Consider the following 15,950-nt stretch of genomic DNA (forward strand, 5'->3'; position numbering starts at 1 on the left):
GAGAAAGAAGCGGGTGGGAGCCCTGAGTTCCCACCCGCTTCTTTGCGTTTGCTGGGAGGTCCATTCGCACTTCATGGTGTTCTCCGCTGCACAGGACTGCGCTTCGTGAATTCAAGATAACTTCTTCGGGCGCGTCGTGCACAGTCATCAATTGGCGCTGCCACGCGTCAGCCCGATAGGATTTCCGACGGGGGATTCAGACCTGTTTGGGCAGGTCGAAACCAAATTCTGGGGCTGCTTGAGTGGCCCTTACGCAGGGACGCGTGTGTGTATTGCGCGTCCCTCTTTTATTTGTTTCTGGGGGGAAGCGACGATGTCTGAGTACATCGCGCCGCGTTCGCGCGCGCGCATTTTCATAAATTGGTTAGCGGGGGCACTTGTTGCGCTGCTTGTCGTCGGTGGCTTCAGCGCACCGGCGATGGCCGCGGGCGGCAAGTTCTCGGTGCAACAGCCCGAGTCAGGCGAGACGTACAACGGCCTTCCCGTTCTTGTCGAGGGCCAGACCTACGACCTCGTGTTCGGTTACGGCGTGATGGACGACGGCGAGGAAGCCCGAGTCACGCTGCCGAAGGGCATTTCGATCCCCGAGTCCGCGCTCGTTGTGCAGCCGGGCAACAAGGTTGTCGAATCGCTCACGATGAACGACGCAGGCGAGCTCGTTGTCAAGTTTAAGAACCCGTTCCCGAGCGGGATCAACCAGGGCTCGTTCGGCGTTAAGTTCACCCTCGACACCCTCGAGAACGTTGGCGTGAGTGAGCTCGAGTGGGGCATCAACGGCGACCCGACCACGCAGACCGTGATCGTCACCACGCCCGACAACAAGCCGCAGAAGACCGAGACCTGGTCGGACAAGCGCGTGGGGATCAATTCGATCCCGCACACAGTCAGCGACGATGGCGTCGTCACCATCGACCAGAGCGTGCTCGACACCGAGTTTCCCTACACGGTTCGCGTCTCGAGCAAGGACGCTCGCACGGTGAAGCTTTCGGACGCGCTCGACGAGGGCCTTGCGCTCGTGCCAGCCTCCCTGACCGGCACCAAGGTGGTTCGAGATGAGAACGGGATGAGCCCCGTCGAGTCCGCAATCGACGGCCTCCCCTCGATCTCGGGCACGTCGTTCGACTACGAGTTCAACGCCGAAGCGAACTCCGTCTACACGTTCACCTACGCGGCGAAGATCGCAGACTCTGACGCGCTCGCGAAGATCCAGGCCGCGCTCCAGGCTCAGCACGATGCAATCGATGCAGACAAGGGTGGCGACTACAAGGTCACCCTGAACAACAACGTCACCATCGCGGGCGAGAAGAAGAGCGCGGGCATCACGCTTCAGGGCAACGTCAAGGCCGCTCCAAGCCCCGGAGTAGGCGAGGCGTTCACGAAGTCCGTGGATCCGCGCGACGTTGCGCTCGCCGACGAGCTCGTCGGCGGCGCGAAGCTCGACGAGCCCATCAAGCTGGACTACACGCTCGGCGCAGATCTCACGGTCTTCAAAGACTTCGCGGACAACCCCAAGCACAAGCTCGCGCAGAACGTCGTCATCAGTGACAACCTGCACGCTCCCGCAGTGTGGACAGGCAGCGCGCCGGTCCTCACCGACGCCGCCGGCAACGCCATTCCGCTCACGGAGGCGACCGGCCTGACCGGCGGTATCGAGACGGCGATCGCCGCCGATGAGTACGTGAATACATACCTCTTTGACGGCCAGCGGCTCTACGTCAACATCGGCAAGGACGCCACAAAGAAGTACACCATCAAGGTTGCCGCGGAGCTTCCTGAGCTTCCGGCAAATCCTGCCGATCAGACGCAGTACGTTCTGAAGTTCCGCGCCGACAACGAGGCGAAGTTCATCTACGGCGGCGACAAATCGGTCACTAAGTGGGCGACGACCGTCATTACGACGCCCAAGGACCTCGACGGCGCGGTGATCGACGACAACCAGAAGTTCTCCAAGACGACCGCCGGCGGACCAATCACCGTCGAGGAGGGCACCTCGGTCGCCGTCCCGTACACCTTCAAGGTCGGAGCAAAGGTTGGCGACGCGGCGAAGTCGCGCATCATCGATGCGGTCGACCACGAGATCTTCAACGTTTCTGCGGCGACGCTCCCCGAGATCGCCAAGTCGATCACTGGCTCCTACGGGGGACACAAGCTCGACGGCACGATGTTCGACCTCTCCATCGACGATAAGCAGCAGCTCGTCATTGAACCGAACGACGCGTTCACGGCGAAGCTCAAGGCCGAACAGGACGCCGACGGGAAGCTGCTCGGCGGCTGGAGCATCAAGCTCGAGCTGTCGACTTACGTGCTGAAGGGCAAGCAGACCCTGAGCGTCAAGAACTCGGCTAGCTACGAGGGCAGCGATCTCGAGTACACGCTCACGTCGTCGTCGACGACGAAGGCAACGAGCTACGGCGACGAGATGGAGGTGCGGAAGCACGTTTACGTTCCCGGCAGCGGTGGGAAGGACTTCACGACGAACTTCCGCGCTGAGGTCGACGAAAAGTCCGGCGAGCTCATCAAGGACGAGTTCACGTACCGGGTCGAGCTCGAGCCACACGGCAACTTCAACAGCATGGTGTTTGACGTTGCTGACGTACTGCCGAAGGAGCTCGAGTTCCTCGGGTTCGTTGCAGAGCGGGATCTCGACAGCAGCAACTACAGCGCGACGAACGAGTACAACATCCCCGGTTCGCAGCTGAAGGCGATCTACGACAAGGCAAGCAACACTCTCACCGTGCCGAAGGGCAAGCTCGAGAGCGGCAAGACCGTGAGCCTGTACTTCAAGGTCAAGCTCGTTGGCGCCAAGGAAAACGTCGGTGTCACGAACCTCATCGGAACCTCCGGTGCGACGATCACCCCGACGAACGACTACCCGTTGAGCCTGCTGAAGCGCGATAGCGCGGACGCCACAAAGCTCATTACCGACGAGGATGCGGTCTTCTCGGTCCTCGACGCCGACAAGAAGACTGTTGTGCTCACCGACCTGCGCGTTGAGAACGGCAAGATTGTCACCGCGGAGGGCGGCACACCCGTCGTCAAGAAGCCCGGAACGTACTGGCTCCGCGAAGACGTTGCCCCTGGCGGGTACAAGAAGGCAGACGAGCTCCTCGAGATCGGGTTCAAGGCCGACGACAGCGCGAAGGAGGTCGTGCTGTACAACGACCGCCAGAACTACGCGATCGGTGATTTCACCTGGATCGACGCGAACCGCGACGGTATCCAGGACGCCGACGAGGAGATCCTCGCTGGCGTGACCGTTGAGCTCATTAAGGACGGCAAGGTCATCGCGACCACGACGACCGACACCGAGGGCCGCTACCTCTTCGACGAGCTGCCTGCGGGTGAGTACCACGTGAAGTTCACGCTGACGGAGGAGCAGCAGAAGCTGTACACCTTCACGACGCAGAACTCAGGAAAGAACGGCGCCGCCGATTCGGATGCGGATCGCGAGACCGGCCTCACCACCAAGATCGTGCTTGGTGAGTCAAACAAGAACCTGACAAAGAGCTATGAGCACGGCAAGGTGAAGGCAACCGAGGGCATCGACCCGACGTGGGACGCCGGCGTTGTGCTGAAGAGCTACGCGATTGGTGATTACACCTGGATTGATGAGAACAACAACGGCGTGCAGGACGAGGGCGAAGAGATCCTCCCCGGCGTGACCGTTGAGCTCATCAAGGACGGCAAGGTCATTGATTCAACTGTCACCGACGAGAAAGGCCTGTACCGGTTTGACGACCTGTCTGCTGGCGAGTACCAGGTGAAGTTCACTCTCACTGAGGAGCAGCAGAAGGAGTTCCGCTTCACTGAGCAGACCGTGGGATCCGACGACGCGGTTGATTCGAACGCGAACCCCGAGACTGGGCTTACCACGACAATCGTGCTCGGCGACACGAACAAGAACCTCACCAAGGATCCGAAGTTCGGCGAGCTGAAGGCCACAGAGGGTATTGATCCGACGTGGGACGCGGGCGTGATCCGCAAGACCTACGCGATTGGTGATTTCACGTGGATCGACGCGAACCGTGACGGTATCCAGGACGCTGATGAGGAGATCCTTGCCGGCGTGACCGTTGAGCTCATCAAGGATGGCAAGGTCATCAAGGAGACGACGACAGACGACAAGGGCCGCTACATGTTCGATCGCCTGCCTGCAGGCGAGTACGAGGTGAAGTTCACGCTTACGCCCGAACAGCAGAAGCGGTACGTCTTCACTGACAAGCTTGCTGGCGAGGACGGCACTGTCGATTCGAATGCCGACCCGAAGACCGGCCTGACGTCGAAGATCGTCCTGGGTGACAGCAACGAGAACCTCACCAAGGACTACGATTTCGGCACTGTCGAGGCGACCGAGGGCATTGACCCGACGTGGGATGCCGGTGTGGTGTTGAAGACTTACGCGATCGGTGATTTCACGTGGATCGATGCGAACCGTGACGGTATCCAGGACGCTGATGAGGAGATCCTTGCTGGCGTGACCGTTGAGCTTCTGAAGGACGGGGAAGTCATCAAGACGACCACGACTGACGACACCGGTCACTACATGTTCGACAACCTCAACGCTGGTGAATACGAGGTTCGGTTCACGCTGACTGACGAGCAGAAGAAGGTCTACACCTTCACAAGCCACGTGATCGGTGAGAACGGTGCAGTGGACTCGAATGCCGACCGAAAGACCGGTCTTACGACAAAGATCGTGCTCGACGACTCGAACCCAAGCCTGACGAAGGACTACCCCTTCGGCACCGTTGAGGCGACCGAGGGCATCGATCCGACGTGGGACGCCGGTGTGGTTGTGAAGACCTATGCCGTCGGTGACGTGGTGTGGATCGACGCGAACAAGAATGGCGTCCAGGACGGTTCCGAGAAGGTGCTTCCGGGCGTCACCGTGGAGCTCTTTAAGGACGGGGAAGTCATTGCGACGACCACGACCGATAAGAACGGGCGCTACAAGTTCGATGACCTGAACGCTGGCGAGTACCAGGTGAAGTTCACCCTCACCAAGGAACAGCAGAAGATCTACAAGTTCACGAAGCCGTCAGTCGGCTCGAATGGCGCTGTGGATTCGAACGCTGACCCGGAGACTGGCTTCACCGCTACGATCGTGCTTGGCGATAGCAACACGGATCTCACGACCGAGTACGAGTTTGGCGAGGTCAACGCGACCGAGGGCATCGACCCAACCTGGGACGCTGGTGTCGTCGTGATCGACATCCCAGCGACTGAGGTTCCGGGCGCTGAGAACCCGGGCACCCCGGGTGTGAACGAGCTGCCGCACACCGGTGGCCCGCTCCCGATCCTCGTCGGCGGGCTCGCTTCGCTGCTGCTGCTTGCTGGCGCTTCGCTGATGATCTGGCGACGTCGCACCGCCTAGTACCTGAACGGCGTTTAGCGTAGCGCGGGCTCCTCTCAGCACATGCCGGGAGGAGCCCGTTCTGCATTTCGTGAGGATGCTGTAACGCACGTCTGCGTGTCAGTGGTCTGCCCTAGCCTGGCTGCATGGTGAAACGTCAGGTGAAACATACTCCGAGGGTCGAACCACTCGTGCTCGCGCATCTTGCCCCAGGCATTGCCGCGGATCTGACGGCGGGCGCTGATGTGGACGGCAGGCGGATCGAAGTCGATACAGTGACGAATTCGCTCGCGGGCATGACGCTCATGGAGAGCGAAGTCGTGGGGCTCTCGGGTGATCGGGTGGATCTCCGCGGAGCCCGCTTTATCGATTCGCGCCTGACGCAGTGGGCAGTGCCTGTGTTGTCGGCCCCGGGGAGTACCTGGCGCGATGCCGAATTACAGGAGTCACGAGTTGGCGCGCTCGACATGAGTGACGCAGAGGTGCGGCGGGTCACGATTTCTGGGGCAAAGGTCGGGTGGATCAATCTGCGGGGCTCGGTTGTTCATGATGTGGTGTTTCGTGACTGCACGTTCGACGAGGTCGATCTCGGCGGTGCGAAGATTTCGAGGGTGGCCTTTGTTGACTGTGTGACCGAGAAGCTGTCGCTCACGCAGGCTCACGGAGAGGCGCTCGACCTGCGTGGCCTCGAGTTTCACGCGCTTGAAGGCTTTGAGGGGCTTCGTGGTGCAGTTATGACGAGTGAGCAGGTTGCATTCATGGCCGACGCGTTCGCATCTCACTTTGGAGTAGTCGTCGAGGGGTAGCCGCCGCGGCTAGGCGGGAATAGTCTCGGGTGAACATTGGTTCTGGTAATTAATACCCCTGGGGGGTATGTTTAGAGTGATCCAGAAGCAACCCGAGGGGAGTCAGGATGGACAACCAGCAGAACCACCCGACGAAGCACATCGATCATGTGGACCACGCCCAGCACGCCGACGATACGCCGCACACCCACGAAGCGGGGCACGCGAGCGGAGAGACTGGTGCGGATGCGGGTCACGAAGGCCATGAACGTTCTAGCGACCACGCAGGCCATGACGCGCACGCCGGTCACAGCGGCCAGGGCGGCCACGAGAGCCACGACGGACATGCAGGCCACGGCGGCCACGAGGGGCACGTTGCGCAGTACCGGCGCATGTTCTGGATCATGCTTGTGCTCGCGATCCCGACAGTCGCGCTGTCAGGCATGTTCGCGTCGATCGTTGGGTACAGCCTCCCCGAAGTGACGTGGCTGGCTTGGGTGTCGCCGATCCTGGGCACCATCATGTACGTGTGGGGCGGCAAGCCGTTCCTCACCGGAGCAGTAGATGAGATCAAGGCTCGCACGCCCGGAATGATGCTCCTGATCGCGCTCGCAATCACTGTGGCGTTCCTCGCCTCTTGGGCTGCGAGCCTTGGCATCGTTCACCACGAGCTCGACTTCTGGTGGGAGCTCGCCCTCCTCGTCGTGATTATGCTGCTCGGCCACTGGATCGAGATGCGCTCCCTCGCGCAGACGACGTCGGCGCTCGATTCGCTCGCCGCGCTGTTGCCGGATGAGGCTGAGCGTGTCGAGGGGGACGAGATCGTCACGGTGTCGCCGAGCGCGCTCCGCGTCGGCGATGTGGTCGTCGTGCGGCCCGGCGGCAGCGTCCCCGCGGACGGTCGAGTTGTCGATGGGCGGGCATCGTTTGACGAGTCGATGGTTACTGGTGAATCTCGCACAGTAGGCCGCGGCGTCGGCGAGCATGTGTCGGCCGGCACCGTGGCGACTGACTCCGGTGTGCGGATCGAAGTCACGGCGATCGGCGACGATACCGCGCTCGCCGGGATCCAGCGCCTCGTCACGGAGGCGCAGAACTCATCGTCGCGCGCCCAGCGGCTCGCAGATACCGCCGCGGGCTGGCTCTTCTGGTTCGCGCTCGCCGCTGCCGTCGTCACGGCGATCGTGTGGACGCTCGTCGGCAACCCGGACGACGCTGTGGTTCGCACGATTACCGTGCTTGTGATCGCCTGCCCGCATGCCCTTGGCCTCGCGATCCCGCTCGTCGTCTCAATCGCGACTGAGCGTTCGGCTCGCGCCGGAATCCTCGTGAAGGATCGCCTCGCGCTCGAGAGTATGCGCCTCGTGGATTCGGTGCTCTTTGATAAGACGGGCACACTCACGAAGGGCGAGCCGACAGTCACGAGCGTCGAGCCTGCGGGCGAATACGCGGCGGACGACGTCCTCGCCCTCGCCGCAGCCGCGGAGGGAGACAGTGAGCACCCGCTCGCTCAGGCCATCGTGCGAGCTGCGCGCGATCGGGGGCTCGACGTACCCGCCGCTGCCGATTTCTCGTCCTCTCCTGCGGTTGGCGTGACCGCGACGGTGGGCGGTTCTGTCGTGCGTGTTGGTGGGCCATACATGCTGCAGGAAGAGGGTGAGCGCGAGCTCGACGTTGCCGAGGAATGGCGGAGCCGCGGCGCAATCATTCTGCATGTGCTGCGCGGCGGTGAGGTGATTGGTGCCCTTGCGTTGAGCGACGAGATTCGCGCGGAGTCGCGTGACGCGGTTCGTGCCCTGCATAAGCTCGGGGTCGAAGTTGTTATGATCACGGGCGATGCTGAGGCGGTTGCGAACACCGTCGCCGACGAGCTCGGGATTGACAGGGTGCTCGCCGGGGTCCGCCCCGAAGACAAGGCCGCTGAGGTGCTCAAGCTGCAAGGCGAAGGCAAGCGTGTTGCGATGGTCGGCGACGGCGTGAACGATGCGCCGGCGCTCGCGCAGGCAGATGTTGGGCTCGCGATCGGCGCCGGTACCGATGTCGCGATCGCATCGGCCGGCGTGATCCTCGCAAGTGACGACCCGCGTTCGGTCGTGTCAGTGATCGAGCTGTCGAAGGCCACCTACCGGAAGATGCGACAGAACCTCTGGTGGGCGGCAGGCTACAACCTCCTATCGGTGCCGCTTGCTGCAGGGGTGCTCGCGCCAATCGGGTTCGTGCTGCCAATGTCGGTCGGCGCGATATTGATGTCGCTTTCCACAGTCGTGGTCGCGCTGAACGCGCAACTGTTGCGCAGGCTCGACCTTCGGCCAGAGGTCACAACGCAACGAGTGCTTCAAAGCTGACAAACGCGTGTGCCACCGGTAGTCTCGGGGGCACACGTAAAGTCTGTTTCTGCGGGTCGGGGGGCCTGCGAGGACGCAGACGGCAGAAGGGGGAGTGCCGTGCCAGAACTCGGCCAAGGCGAGCGGGAGATCGAGCTTGCCGATCAGCTGACGTTTCAGCTCTACGCAGCATCGCGGGCGATGGTCGCCGCGTACCGGAAAGAATTACAACCGTTCAACCTGACCTACACGCAGTATCTGACGATGCGGGCGGTCTGGAGCGGCGACGGGAGGCCGGTGACTGAGTTGTGTGCTGAGCTTGAGCTCGACTCGGGCACAATCTCGCCGCTGCTCACACGGCTCGAATCCGGCGGTTTTATCTCCCGCGAGCGTGTGGGGAACGACGGCCGCCAGGTGCGAGTGTTCTGCACCGAGCTTGGTCGTCACCTGCAGGCGCAGCTCATGCACCTGCCTGGCAGCGTCGCTGAGGCCTCCGCGATTAGTGAGCCCGAGATTGAGCGTCTCTGTGGCATGCTCGGCTCGCTGCGGGAGGCTGTTCGCGGGGGCGTTTAGCGCGCCTTGCCCCGCTAGTTGGGTGGCTCGATGCCGTCCACGTAGAACCAATTGCCGTGCTCGCGCGCGAAGCGACTGCGCTCGCGCTGCTCAAAGCGCCCCTCCGGGGTTCTACCGATGGCGGAAAACGTAACGTACCCCGTGTCGTCAAACGGTCCGCCAAGCTCGGCCTCTTCGACGATGAGTCGCAGCCACCGTGTGGTCCCATCGAGCTCAAGCTCTCTCGGTCTCGTGCCCGGATGCCAGGTGCGCAACAGGTACGCCTCGTCGCCGATGGCGAACGCACTGTATCGGGACCGCATGAGCTGGGCGGCGGTGGGGGCTGTGCTCCCGCCATGGATGGGGCCACAGCACTTCAGATAGGGGTCGCCAAAGCCGCACGGGCAGGGGGCTGATGGGTTGAGCGCGGTCACGGTTCCACGCTACCCGCAACGCGGCTTGCAATCTGTACCACTGTCGTAATACAGTGGTACATGACGGGTGCTAGCCCCGTCGAAGGAAGGATCACAGCATGCAACTCGACGATTCCCGGCCCATTTGGGCGCAGCTCGTCGACGAGTTCAGGCGACGGATCGCCTCGGGGGAATGGCCGACGGGCCTCAAAGTTCCTTCGGTGCGCGAACTCGCACTCGAACTCGGGGTGAACCCAAACACCGTGCAGAAGGCGCTCGGCGAGGTCGACAGGCTCGGCCTCACACTCGCCGAACGAACGGCGGGCAGATTCGTGACCCGCGACGAGGTCGCCATCGCCAGTGCGCGTACCGCGCTCGCCGCAGCCCAGGCAACCGCGTTCGTCGCGACCGCCAACGGCCTCGGCATGACCCTTCCTGAGACTGTGCAACTGCTTGAACAACGCTGGGCGGAAGCCTCCGACGCAGCGCAGACCGAAAGGACACCCGATGAGTGAGCACCATCTGCCACCGTCGTCACCCGCGATCGAGGTGAGGGGCCTCTCAAAGGCATACCGAGGCCGTCCGGCGCTTGCCGGCCTTGACCTGAGCCTGCAGCCCGGCCAGATTGTCGGACTTATGGGCGACAATGGCTCCGGCAAGACTACGCTGTTGAAGATCCTTGCTGGGGTCCTCGCCGAGTGGGAGGGCAGTGTGCAGATCGCGGGAAGTGAGCCCGGCGCGGTGTCCAAGGCGCTCGTGTCCTTCCTGCCAGACGCGTCGTTCCTACCCGACTCCCACAAACCCGCCGACTCAATCGCTCAATACGCGAGGTTCTTCGAAGACTTCGACACCGCCAAGGCGCGCGAGATGGTCGACTTCTTCGGCCTCCCGTGGGACCGAAGCCTGAAAGAGATGTCGAAAGGCATGCGGGAGAAACTCCAGATCTCGCTCGCGATGAGTCGCCGAGCGCGTGTGTACCTTCTCGATGAGCCGATCTCGGGCGTCGACCCGGCGTCGCGCGACGTGATCCTGCGCGGGATCCTCTCGAACTTCGCTGACGACGCGCTCATGCTCGTCTCCACCCACCTCATCCAAGATGTCGAGTCGATCGTCGACTCGGTTGTGTTTCTTCGGGGAGGCAAAGTGCTTCTCCAGGGCGCCGCAGACGACCTCCGCGAAGAACACGGCGTGAGCCTCGACGCGCTCTTCAGAAAGGTGTACGCAGCATGATCGCCAAGCTGTTGAGCCAGGAATTCATTACAACCCGCAAGACGCTTCTTACCACAGTCGGAATACTGCTCATCGTGATCCTGATGGGGTACGCGATCGCGATCTTGCGCGTACCCGTTCTCGACGGGCTCGGGCTCGGCGCGGGCATAGCCGGAACGATCGCGCTCACGCCTGTCGTGCTGGCGGTGCTCGTCGCGAGCTATTGGCGCACAATGTACGGCGCGCAGGGCTACTTCACGATGACTCTGCCGGTGAGGGGCAGAACAATCTTCGCGGCAAAGGTGCTTTACGGCATCCTCGTCTCGTTTGTCGCGGCCGCGCTGACTGCCGCCCTGCTCGCACTCGCGGCGGTTGCCCTCGCAGTGTCGAAGGGCGTCGCGCCGGCAGACTTCATCCGTGAACTGCTCACGACAGTCGATCCAGGGCTCGCCTGGTTCGTAGTGGTCGCGCTGCTCATGCAGCTCGTATTCGCAGTGATAGCCGGCGCCGCGCTCATGTCAATTGGCGCCGAGGGCCGTTTCAACCACCTGGGGTTCGCAGCCCCAGTGATCTTCACCGTGGTGCTCTACTTCGTGATGCAGCTACTCGGGCTCGCGGCGATGTTGTTCATACCGTTCGGCATCCGAATCGGCGGCCCAGACGCGGGCACGTTCGTCGCGCAAGGAATGTTCCAGGACTTCCTCGCAGCGCTGAAACCTGGAGACCCGGCGGGAGCCGACCCGAGCGTCCTCGGCCTCGGAGTGCTCTTCGTCTCGCTCGTGCTCGGCGTGGTGCTTGCCTGGTGGGGCGCGCGTTCAGTCGACCGACGGACATCCCTCCGCTAACGCACGACCTGCAGCTCGTGCCGTACGGCGCCCCTGATCTCAGTGAACTCGGGCGCCGTACCTGCATTCTCGATGCCGTACACCGGCGGAACCGGGAGCGAGTTGTAGTGAAACGGGTTGCTCGCGTAGTAGGCGCCGGTGTCAAGAAGCGCAACGAGGTCGCCGGGTTCAAGAAGCGGAAGCTCGCGGCCGCGAGCAACGAGGTCGCCCGCAAAACAGCACGGACCAGCGACGTCCTGCACCTCTGTGATAGCTGACGGCTTCGAACCACCCGCGCTATCGAACCCCTCAACCCGAAGCGGCCACGCATCGGGCATGAACACGGTGCGGGTCGCGACCTGTGCACCCGCGTGAGTGATCGCCACCCTGCGGCCACCAACCTGCTTCGTGTACTCGACATACGTTGCGATGAAGCCATGCTTCGCGAGGATACTCCTACCGAACTCGGTGACAATCTCATAGTCGCCAGAGAACAGTCGGGGGGCACCCTCTTCGAGCGCGGCGACGTAGTCGTCGAACGCTGAGATTGGGTTGTCAGTTGCAAAGTCGACGGGAAGACCGCCGCCGATGTCTAGGGTTCTGATTTGTGCATGCCCGGCACGCGCGTTCACCTCGTCGGCGAAGCGGACGAGCTCGTTCACACCCTCGGCGATGAGCTCGAGCGGGCAGCCCTGCGATCCGACGTGCGTGTGAGCCCTCCGTAGCCACGGTGAGGCAAGGTATGCCTCGACGAGCTGCTCGCGCATTCCAGGATCGCGAAGCGGCACACCAAACTTCGAGTGTGCACTCGCCGTGCTCATTGCGGCGATCGAGCCCGCACCCACCTGCGGATTCAGGCGGATTCCGATCTCTGAATCTGATCCGGCGTCCGCGAGTAGCGCCCTGACGCGTGCGAGCTCCTGGAAGTTGTCGACATTGAGAGCCGCGCCAAGACCGAGCGCCCGGCGCAGCTCACCCCACGACTTCGCGGGGGAATCAAACACGAGCCTGTCAGGAGTGACTCCGGCCGCCAGCGCAGCGCTCAACTCGCCATCGCTCGCGACCTCGGCTCCCATGCCAAGCTCCCCGAGCCGAGCAAGTACAGGCACAAGCGGATTCGCCTTCACCGCGAACGCGTGGAGTACCGGGATGTCCCGTGGGAAGGCGCCGAGCAGGTGCTCCACGTTGAGCTGCACGCGCTCCCAGTCGAGGAACGCCACGAGCGGCGAGTGCTCTTCGTGGAGCAGCCCCTGGGCACGGGCTGCGGTGAGGATCTGTGATCGCCGGGCTGAATCGTTCATGGTTGTCGGTATCTGCGCTCTCGTGCTCGTGGACGGTTCGGGGCTGTTCCGTGGCGAGGCGTGCCCCGTCACCCAGGCTAGGATTATTCGTTTGGCGGCAGATCAGTCCAGGGGGATGAGATTTGCTGCCGAATTCATCCCATGAGGATGAAGAGACCACTGGTCTCAGCCCATATGGTGAATCGTGCCCTGCGGAGCTGCATGGGTCGTGGCCCATTGACACACCATCGAATCTTGTACAGCGATGCGTTGTCGCGTGGGCCCAACATATTGAACATCAGAAAGAAAAGACATGACTACCGCTACCCAGTCGGGCGCAGGCGCCCAGACGGCGACGGCCAAGACGCATAGCACCGCGATTACCTTCTGGCAGGGTGTTGCGATCATCTTCGGCGCGAACATCGGCGCGGGAATTCTCGCACTTCCTTACGGCGCGCGCAGTGGCGGCTTTCCAGCGCTGCTGATAGCCCTGATCGTCGCCGGCTTTCTCACCACGGCATCTATGCTCTACGTTGCCGAAGTTGCGTTGCGAACGAAGGAGCCGCTGCAGCTTGCCGGACTCGCTAAGAAGTACCTGGGCAATGTGGGGTCCTGGTTGGTGTTCGCGGGAGTCGCAGTGAATGGACTCGGCGCGCTCATCGCGTATACCTCGGGCTCCGGAAGGATCCTCTCTGAGCTGCTCGGCCTGCCCGAAGCGGTCGGCAGTCTCCTCTTCTTCATCCCCGGTGTGCTTGTCGTTTGGTTTGGACTCCAAGCGACTGGCCGCTCTGAGCAGGCGATCACGATTGCGATGCTCGTGCTGATCCTTGTGCTCTGTGGCTGGACGTTCGTTGGCCCCGGCATCGATATTGCGAACGTCACCTACGTGCAGCCTTTCTTCATCATTCCAATTGTGAACCTTGCTGTGTTCGCGTTCATCGCTCAGTACACCGTTCCTGAACTCGCGCGTGGCCTCGCAGAAACGAACCCACGCGCGTTGCCTCGAGCGATCGTCGTTGGTATGTGTGCAACGGGATTCCTCCTCGCGCTAGTTCCGCTTGCTGCGCTTGGCATGATGGGCCGCGAAGGCATCACCGAGGTGGTTACTGTCGCCTGGGGACAAGAACTTGGGTCCGCCGCATACTATCTGGCGAACATCTTCGCCGTCCTTGCAATGATGACCTCATTTTGGGCGATCGCACTCACACTGATGACAAACATCTTTGACCGGTTCAAGTGGCCCTCCGAGGGCGCACCTGGCTACCGCGTCGCCGCGATTGCGATTGTCGCGATTCCTGCGTTCCTGATTGGGGTGTTCAACCTCGCTGGTTTCGTGTCGGCCCTTGGTTACGCCGGTGGCTTCGCGGGTGCGATCATGTCTATTGTGCCCGTGCTCATGCTGCACCGAGCCCGCAAACATGGTGACCAGGAGCCTGCGTGGCATGCGGGATGGATGTCGCATCCGATCGTTCAGGGCCTCTTGATCCTGGTATTCGGCCTTGCGTTTGTTTACTCGCTGGTGTCAGCGTTCGGCCTCGTCCCTGACGGTTGGGCCTAATGCGCCGCATCCCTGCGACATCCGCGATCACGGCGTTCTCAGCTCACAGTGAGCCGGTCGCTGTGGTCGCGATTGGTGAGCCGTTCGAATGCGAGACGCAGGACTGCTACGCGGGACAGATCATCTCGGAACAAGTGCTACGACCTCACATCGATATGGCCCATTTCAACCGTGCGACCGGGCCGGTGTACGTCGAAGGAGTGCGCGCGGGGGCGATGATTTGCGTCGTGGTCGAGGCCATAGAGCTTGCTGATGAAGGCATCATGGCGCTGTCGCCGGGTCTGGGCGTGCTTGGCGACCGAATCAGCGTGCCAAGCACTCGCCTTGTGCCGATACGAGACGGGCACGCCTGGGTGACTCCCGTCACCCCTGTCGCGCTGACGCCAATGATTGGGGTGCTTGGCGTGGCTCCGAGTGGAGAACCCATTGGCTCTTCTTGGCCGGGTACACACGGCGGGAATCTCGATACTCGCCTGCTCCAGGCCGGCACCGCCCTCTTCTTGCGCGCTCGCCACGACGGCGCCTTACTTGCCGTAGGTGATCTGCATGCTGTGCAAGGTGACGGCGAACTTGGCGGAACTGGCGTCGAGATCGCCGGTCGAGTACGTCTGCGTGTTGAACGGGCTGTTTTTCAAGGCGAAGAAGTGTATGCGGGAGAACTGCCAGCGGTGCGGCACGAGGGCGGGCTGAGCTTGCTTGCGAGCGCGGCAACCATAGAAGAGGCCATTCGCACGGGCTTTGCTGCTGCGGTTGACTTGATCCAGCATTGGCGGGGACTTACTTGGGAAGACGCCTACCGCACCGCGAGCCTGATCGTCCGTTCTGAGGTGAGTCAGGCGGTGAACCCGCTTGTTACGGCGAGGATCACGATCCCGCGCGAGTGGTGCCCGGAAACACTGTTTAACGAGGGCCGCGCGTGACGAGCTTGGTCAAGATCGTGATCGTCGAGGACCACCCGATCGTGCGCCTCGGGCTGGCGACCGTGCTCGGTGCGCACGAGGATCTCAGCGTCGTCGCAGAGGCGACGGATTCGGGCGCGGCGCTCGCCGCAGTCGCGAACACCTCACCGGATCTGGTGATTCTTCCGTTGCGGCTCGGAGGCGTGCGCGACGGGCTTGAACTCTGCCGTGAGATCAAGTCGATCGAGCTCGGGCCGCGCGTGATGATGTACACGTCGTACACCAGCCATTCAGACGCAACGCTCGCGTTTCTATCGGGCGCCGACAGCTTCCTGACGAAGGATCACCCCGAGGGGCGGCTCGTCGAGACGGTCCGGGCGACGGCTCGCGGCAGCAGGGTGTGGAACGTCACAACGGACACCGGGGTTAGCGCCAGAAACCTTGCGGAGCGCGTTCAGCGTACGGCGCTCACAGCCCGCGAGCAGGAGGTTCTCGGATTCATGCTGCAGCGATACACGAACTCGGAGATCGCGAAGGAGCTGTTCGTCGGAGTGCCAACTGTGAAGACGCACGTCTCGAATGTGCTGCAGAAGCTTGGCGTCAACAGCCGTAAAGCCCTCTTTACCTGACCCACGGCTCGGCCGGGCACCTCATAGCCCGCGATCTGCACGTGCAATGCCCAATTCGAGCGAAACCGGCATTGGGTCTGCAGATTACATACGCTGTGGCTGTGGCTGTGGCTGTGGCTCGGTG

The 15,950-nt window shown here is 62.4% G+C and carries 12 protein-coding genes; 10 read left to right on the top strand and 2 right to left on the bottom strand.

Annotation, left to right across the window (positions count from 1 at the left end):
* Positions 1 to 313 precede the first annotated feature (313 nt).
* The 4 genes from ACF07D_RS13875 (at position 314) to ACF07D_RS13890 (ending at position 9,035) form a co-directional block, all read left to right on the top strand.
* Positions 314 to 5,374, top strand: coding sequence for an SdrD B-like domain-containing protein (locus ACF07D_RS13875; RefSeq protein ID WP_391505293.1), 5,061 nt, complete (start codon positions 314 to 316; stop codon positions 5,372 to 5,374).
* A gap of 125 nt (positions 5,375 to 5,499) precedes the next feature.
* A complete protein-coding gene (locus tag ACF07D_RS13880) occupies positions 5,500 to 6,159 on the top strand; it encodes a pentapeptide repeat-containing protein (RefSeq protein ID WP_391505294.1) in 660 nt (219 codons plus the stop codon).
* A gap of 107 nt (positions 6,160 to 6,266) precedes the next feature.
* Complete coding sequence (locus ACF07D_RS13885) at positions 6,267 to 8,483, top strand: heavy metal translocating P-type ATPase (protein ID WP_391505295.1); 2,217 nt, start codon at positions 6,267 to 6,269, stop codon at positions 8,481 to 8,483.
* A gap of 99 nt (positions 8,484 to 8,582) precedes the next feature.
* Positions 8,583 to 9,035, top strand: coding sequence for a MarR family winged helix-turn-helix transcriptional regulator (locus ACF07D_RS13890; protein WP_119281862.1), 453 nt, complete (start codon positions 8,583 to 8,585; stop codon positions 9,033 to 9,035).
* A 14-nt stretch (positions 9,036 to 9,049) separates the two neighbouring features.
* Here the strand turns inward: ACF07D_RS13890 and ACF07D_RS13895 are convergent, their stop codons facing one another.
* Entirely contained in the window at positions 9,050 to 9,448 is a 399-nt protein-coding gene (locus ACF07D_RS13895) for a YchJ family protein (RefSeq protein WP_391505296.1), read from the bottom strand.
* Positions 9,449 to 9,546: 98 nt separating this feature from the next.
* On the opposite strand from ACF07D_RS13895, the gene ACF07D_RS13900 reads away from it, so the two are divergent.
* Genes ACF07D_RS13900 through ACF07D_RS13910 form a run of 3 tightly spaced genes read left to right on the top strand, consistent with a single transcriptional unit; the run spans position 9,547 to position 11,481 of the window.
* A complete protein-coding gene (locus ACF07D_RS13900; RefSeq protein ID WP_391505297.1) occupies positions 9,547 to 9,942 on the top strand; it encodes a GntR family transcriptional regulator in 396 nt (131 codons plus the stop codon).
* Positions 9,935 to 10,657, top strand: a complete 723-nt coding sequence (locus tag ACF07D_RS13905; protein ID WP_391505298.1) for an ABC transporter ATP-binding protein — start codon at positions 9,935 to 9,937, stop codon at positions 10,655 to 10,657. The genes ACF07D_RS13900 and ACF07D_RS13905 overlap by 8 nt, the downstream gene beginning before the upstream one ends.
* Positions 10,654 to 11,481 carry a hypothetical protein gene (locus ACF07D_RS13910; RefSeq protein ID WP_391505299.1) on the top strand — a complete coding sequence of 276 codons (828 nt, stop codon included), beginning with the start codon at positions 10,654 to 10,656 and terminating at the stop codon, positions 11,479 to 11,481. Before ACF07D_RS13905 ends, ACF07D_RS13910 begins: the two co-directional genes overlap by 4 nt.
* Here the strand turns inward: ACF07D_RS13910 and ACF07D_RS13915 are convergent.
* Positions 11,478 to 12,761: a diaminopimelate decarboxylase gene (locus ACF07D_RS13915; RefSeq protein ID WP_391505300.1), complete on the bottom strand. Its 1,284-nt coding sequence runs from the start codon at positions 12,759 to 12,761 to the stop codon at positions 11,478 to 11,480. The genes ACF07D_RS13910 and ACF07D_RS13915 overlap by 4 nt on opposite strands.
* Positions 12,762 to 13,053: 292 nt before the next feature.
* Between ACF07D_RS13915 and ACF07D_RS13920 the strand changes: the two genes are divergently transcribed.
* From ACF07D_RS13920 to ACF07D_RS13930, 3 genes are read left to right on the top strand one after another with little or no spacing between them, the layout of a single operon-like run.
* Complete coding sequence (locus tag ACF07D_RS13920; protein ID WP_391505301.1) at positions 13,054 to 14,298, top strand: aromatic amino acid transport family protein; 1,245 nt, start codon at positions 13,054 to 13,056, stop codon at positions 14,296 to 14,298.
* The gene (locus ACF07D_RS13925; protein WP_391505302.1) at positions 14,298 to 15,218 is read left to right on the top strand and encodes an acetamidase/formamidase family protein; all 921 of its coding nucleotides are present in this window, start codon (positions 14,298 to 14,300) and stop codon (positions 15,216 to 15,218) included. Before ACF07D_RS13920 ends, ACF07D_RS13925 begins: the two co-directional genes overlap by 1 nt.
* Positions 15,215 to 15,826, top strand: a complete 612-nt coding sequence (locus ACF07D_RS13930; RefSeq protein ID WP_391505303.1) for a response regulator — start codon at positions 15,215 to 15,217, stop codon at positions 15,824 to 15,826. The genes ACF07D_RS13925 and ACF07D_RS13930 overlap by 4 nt, the downstream gene beginning before the upstream one ends.
* Positions 15,827 to 15,950 lie beyond the last annotated feature (124 nt).

The organism is Leucobacter sp. NPDC015123 (genome assembly GCF_043080205.1).
In the GTDB taxonomy this organism is placed as follows: Bacteria; Actinomycetota; Actinomycetes; order Actinomycetales; family Microbacteriaceae; genus Leucobacter; species Leucobacter aridicollis_A.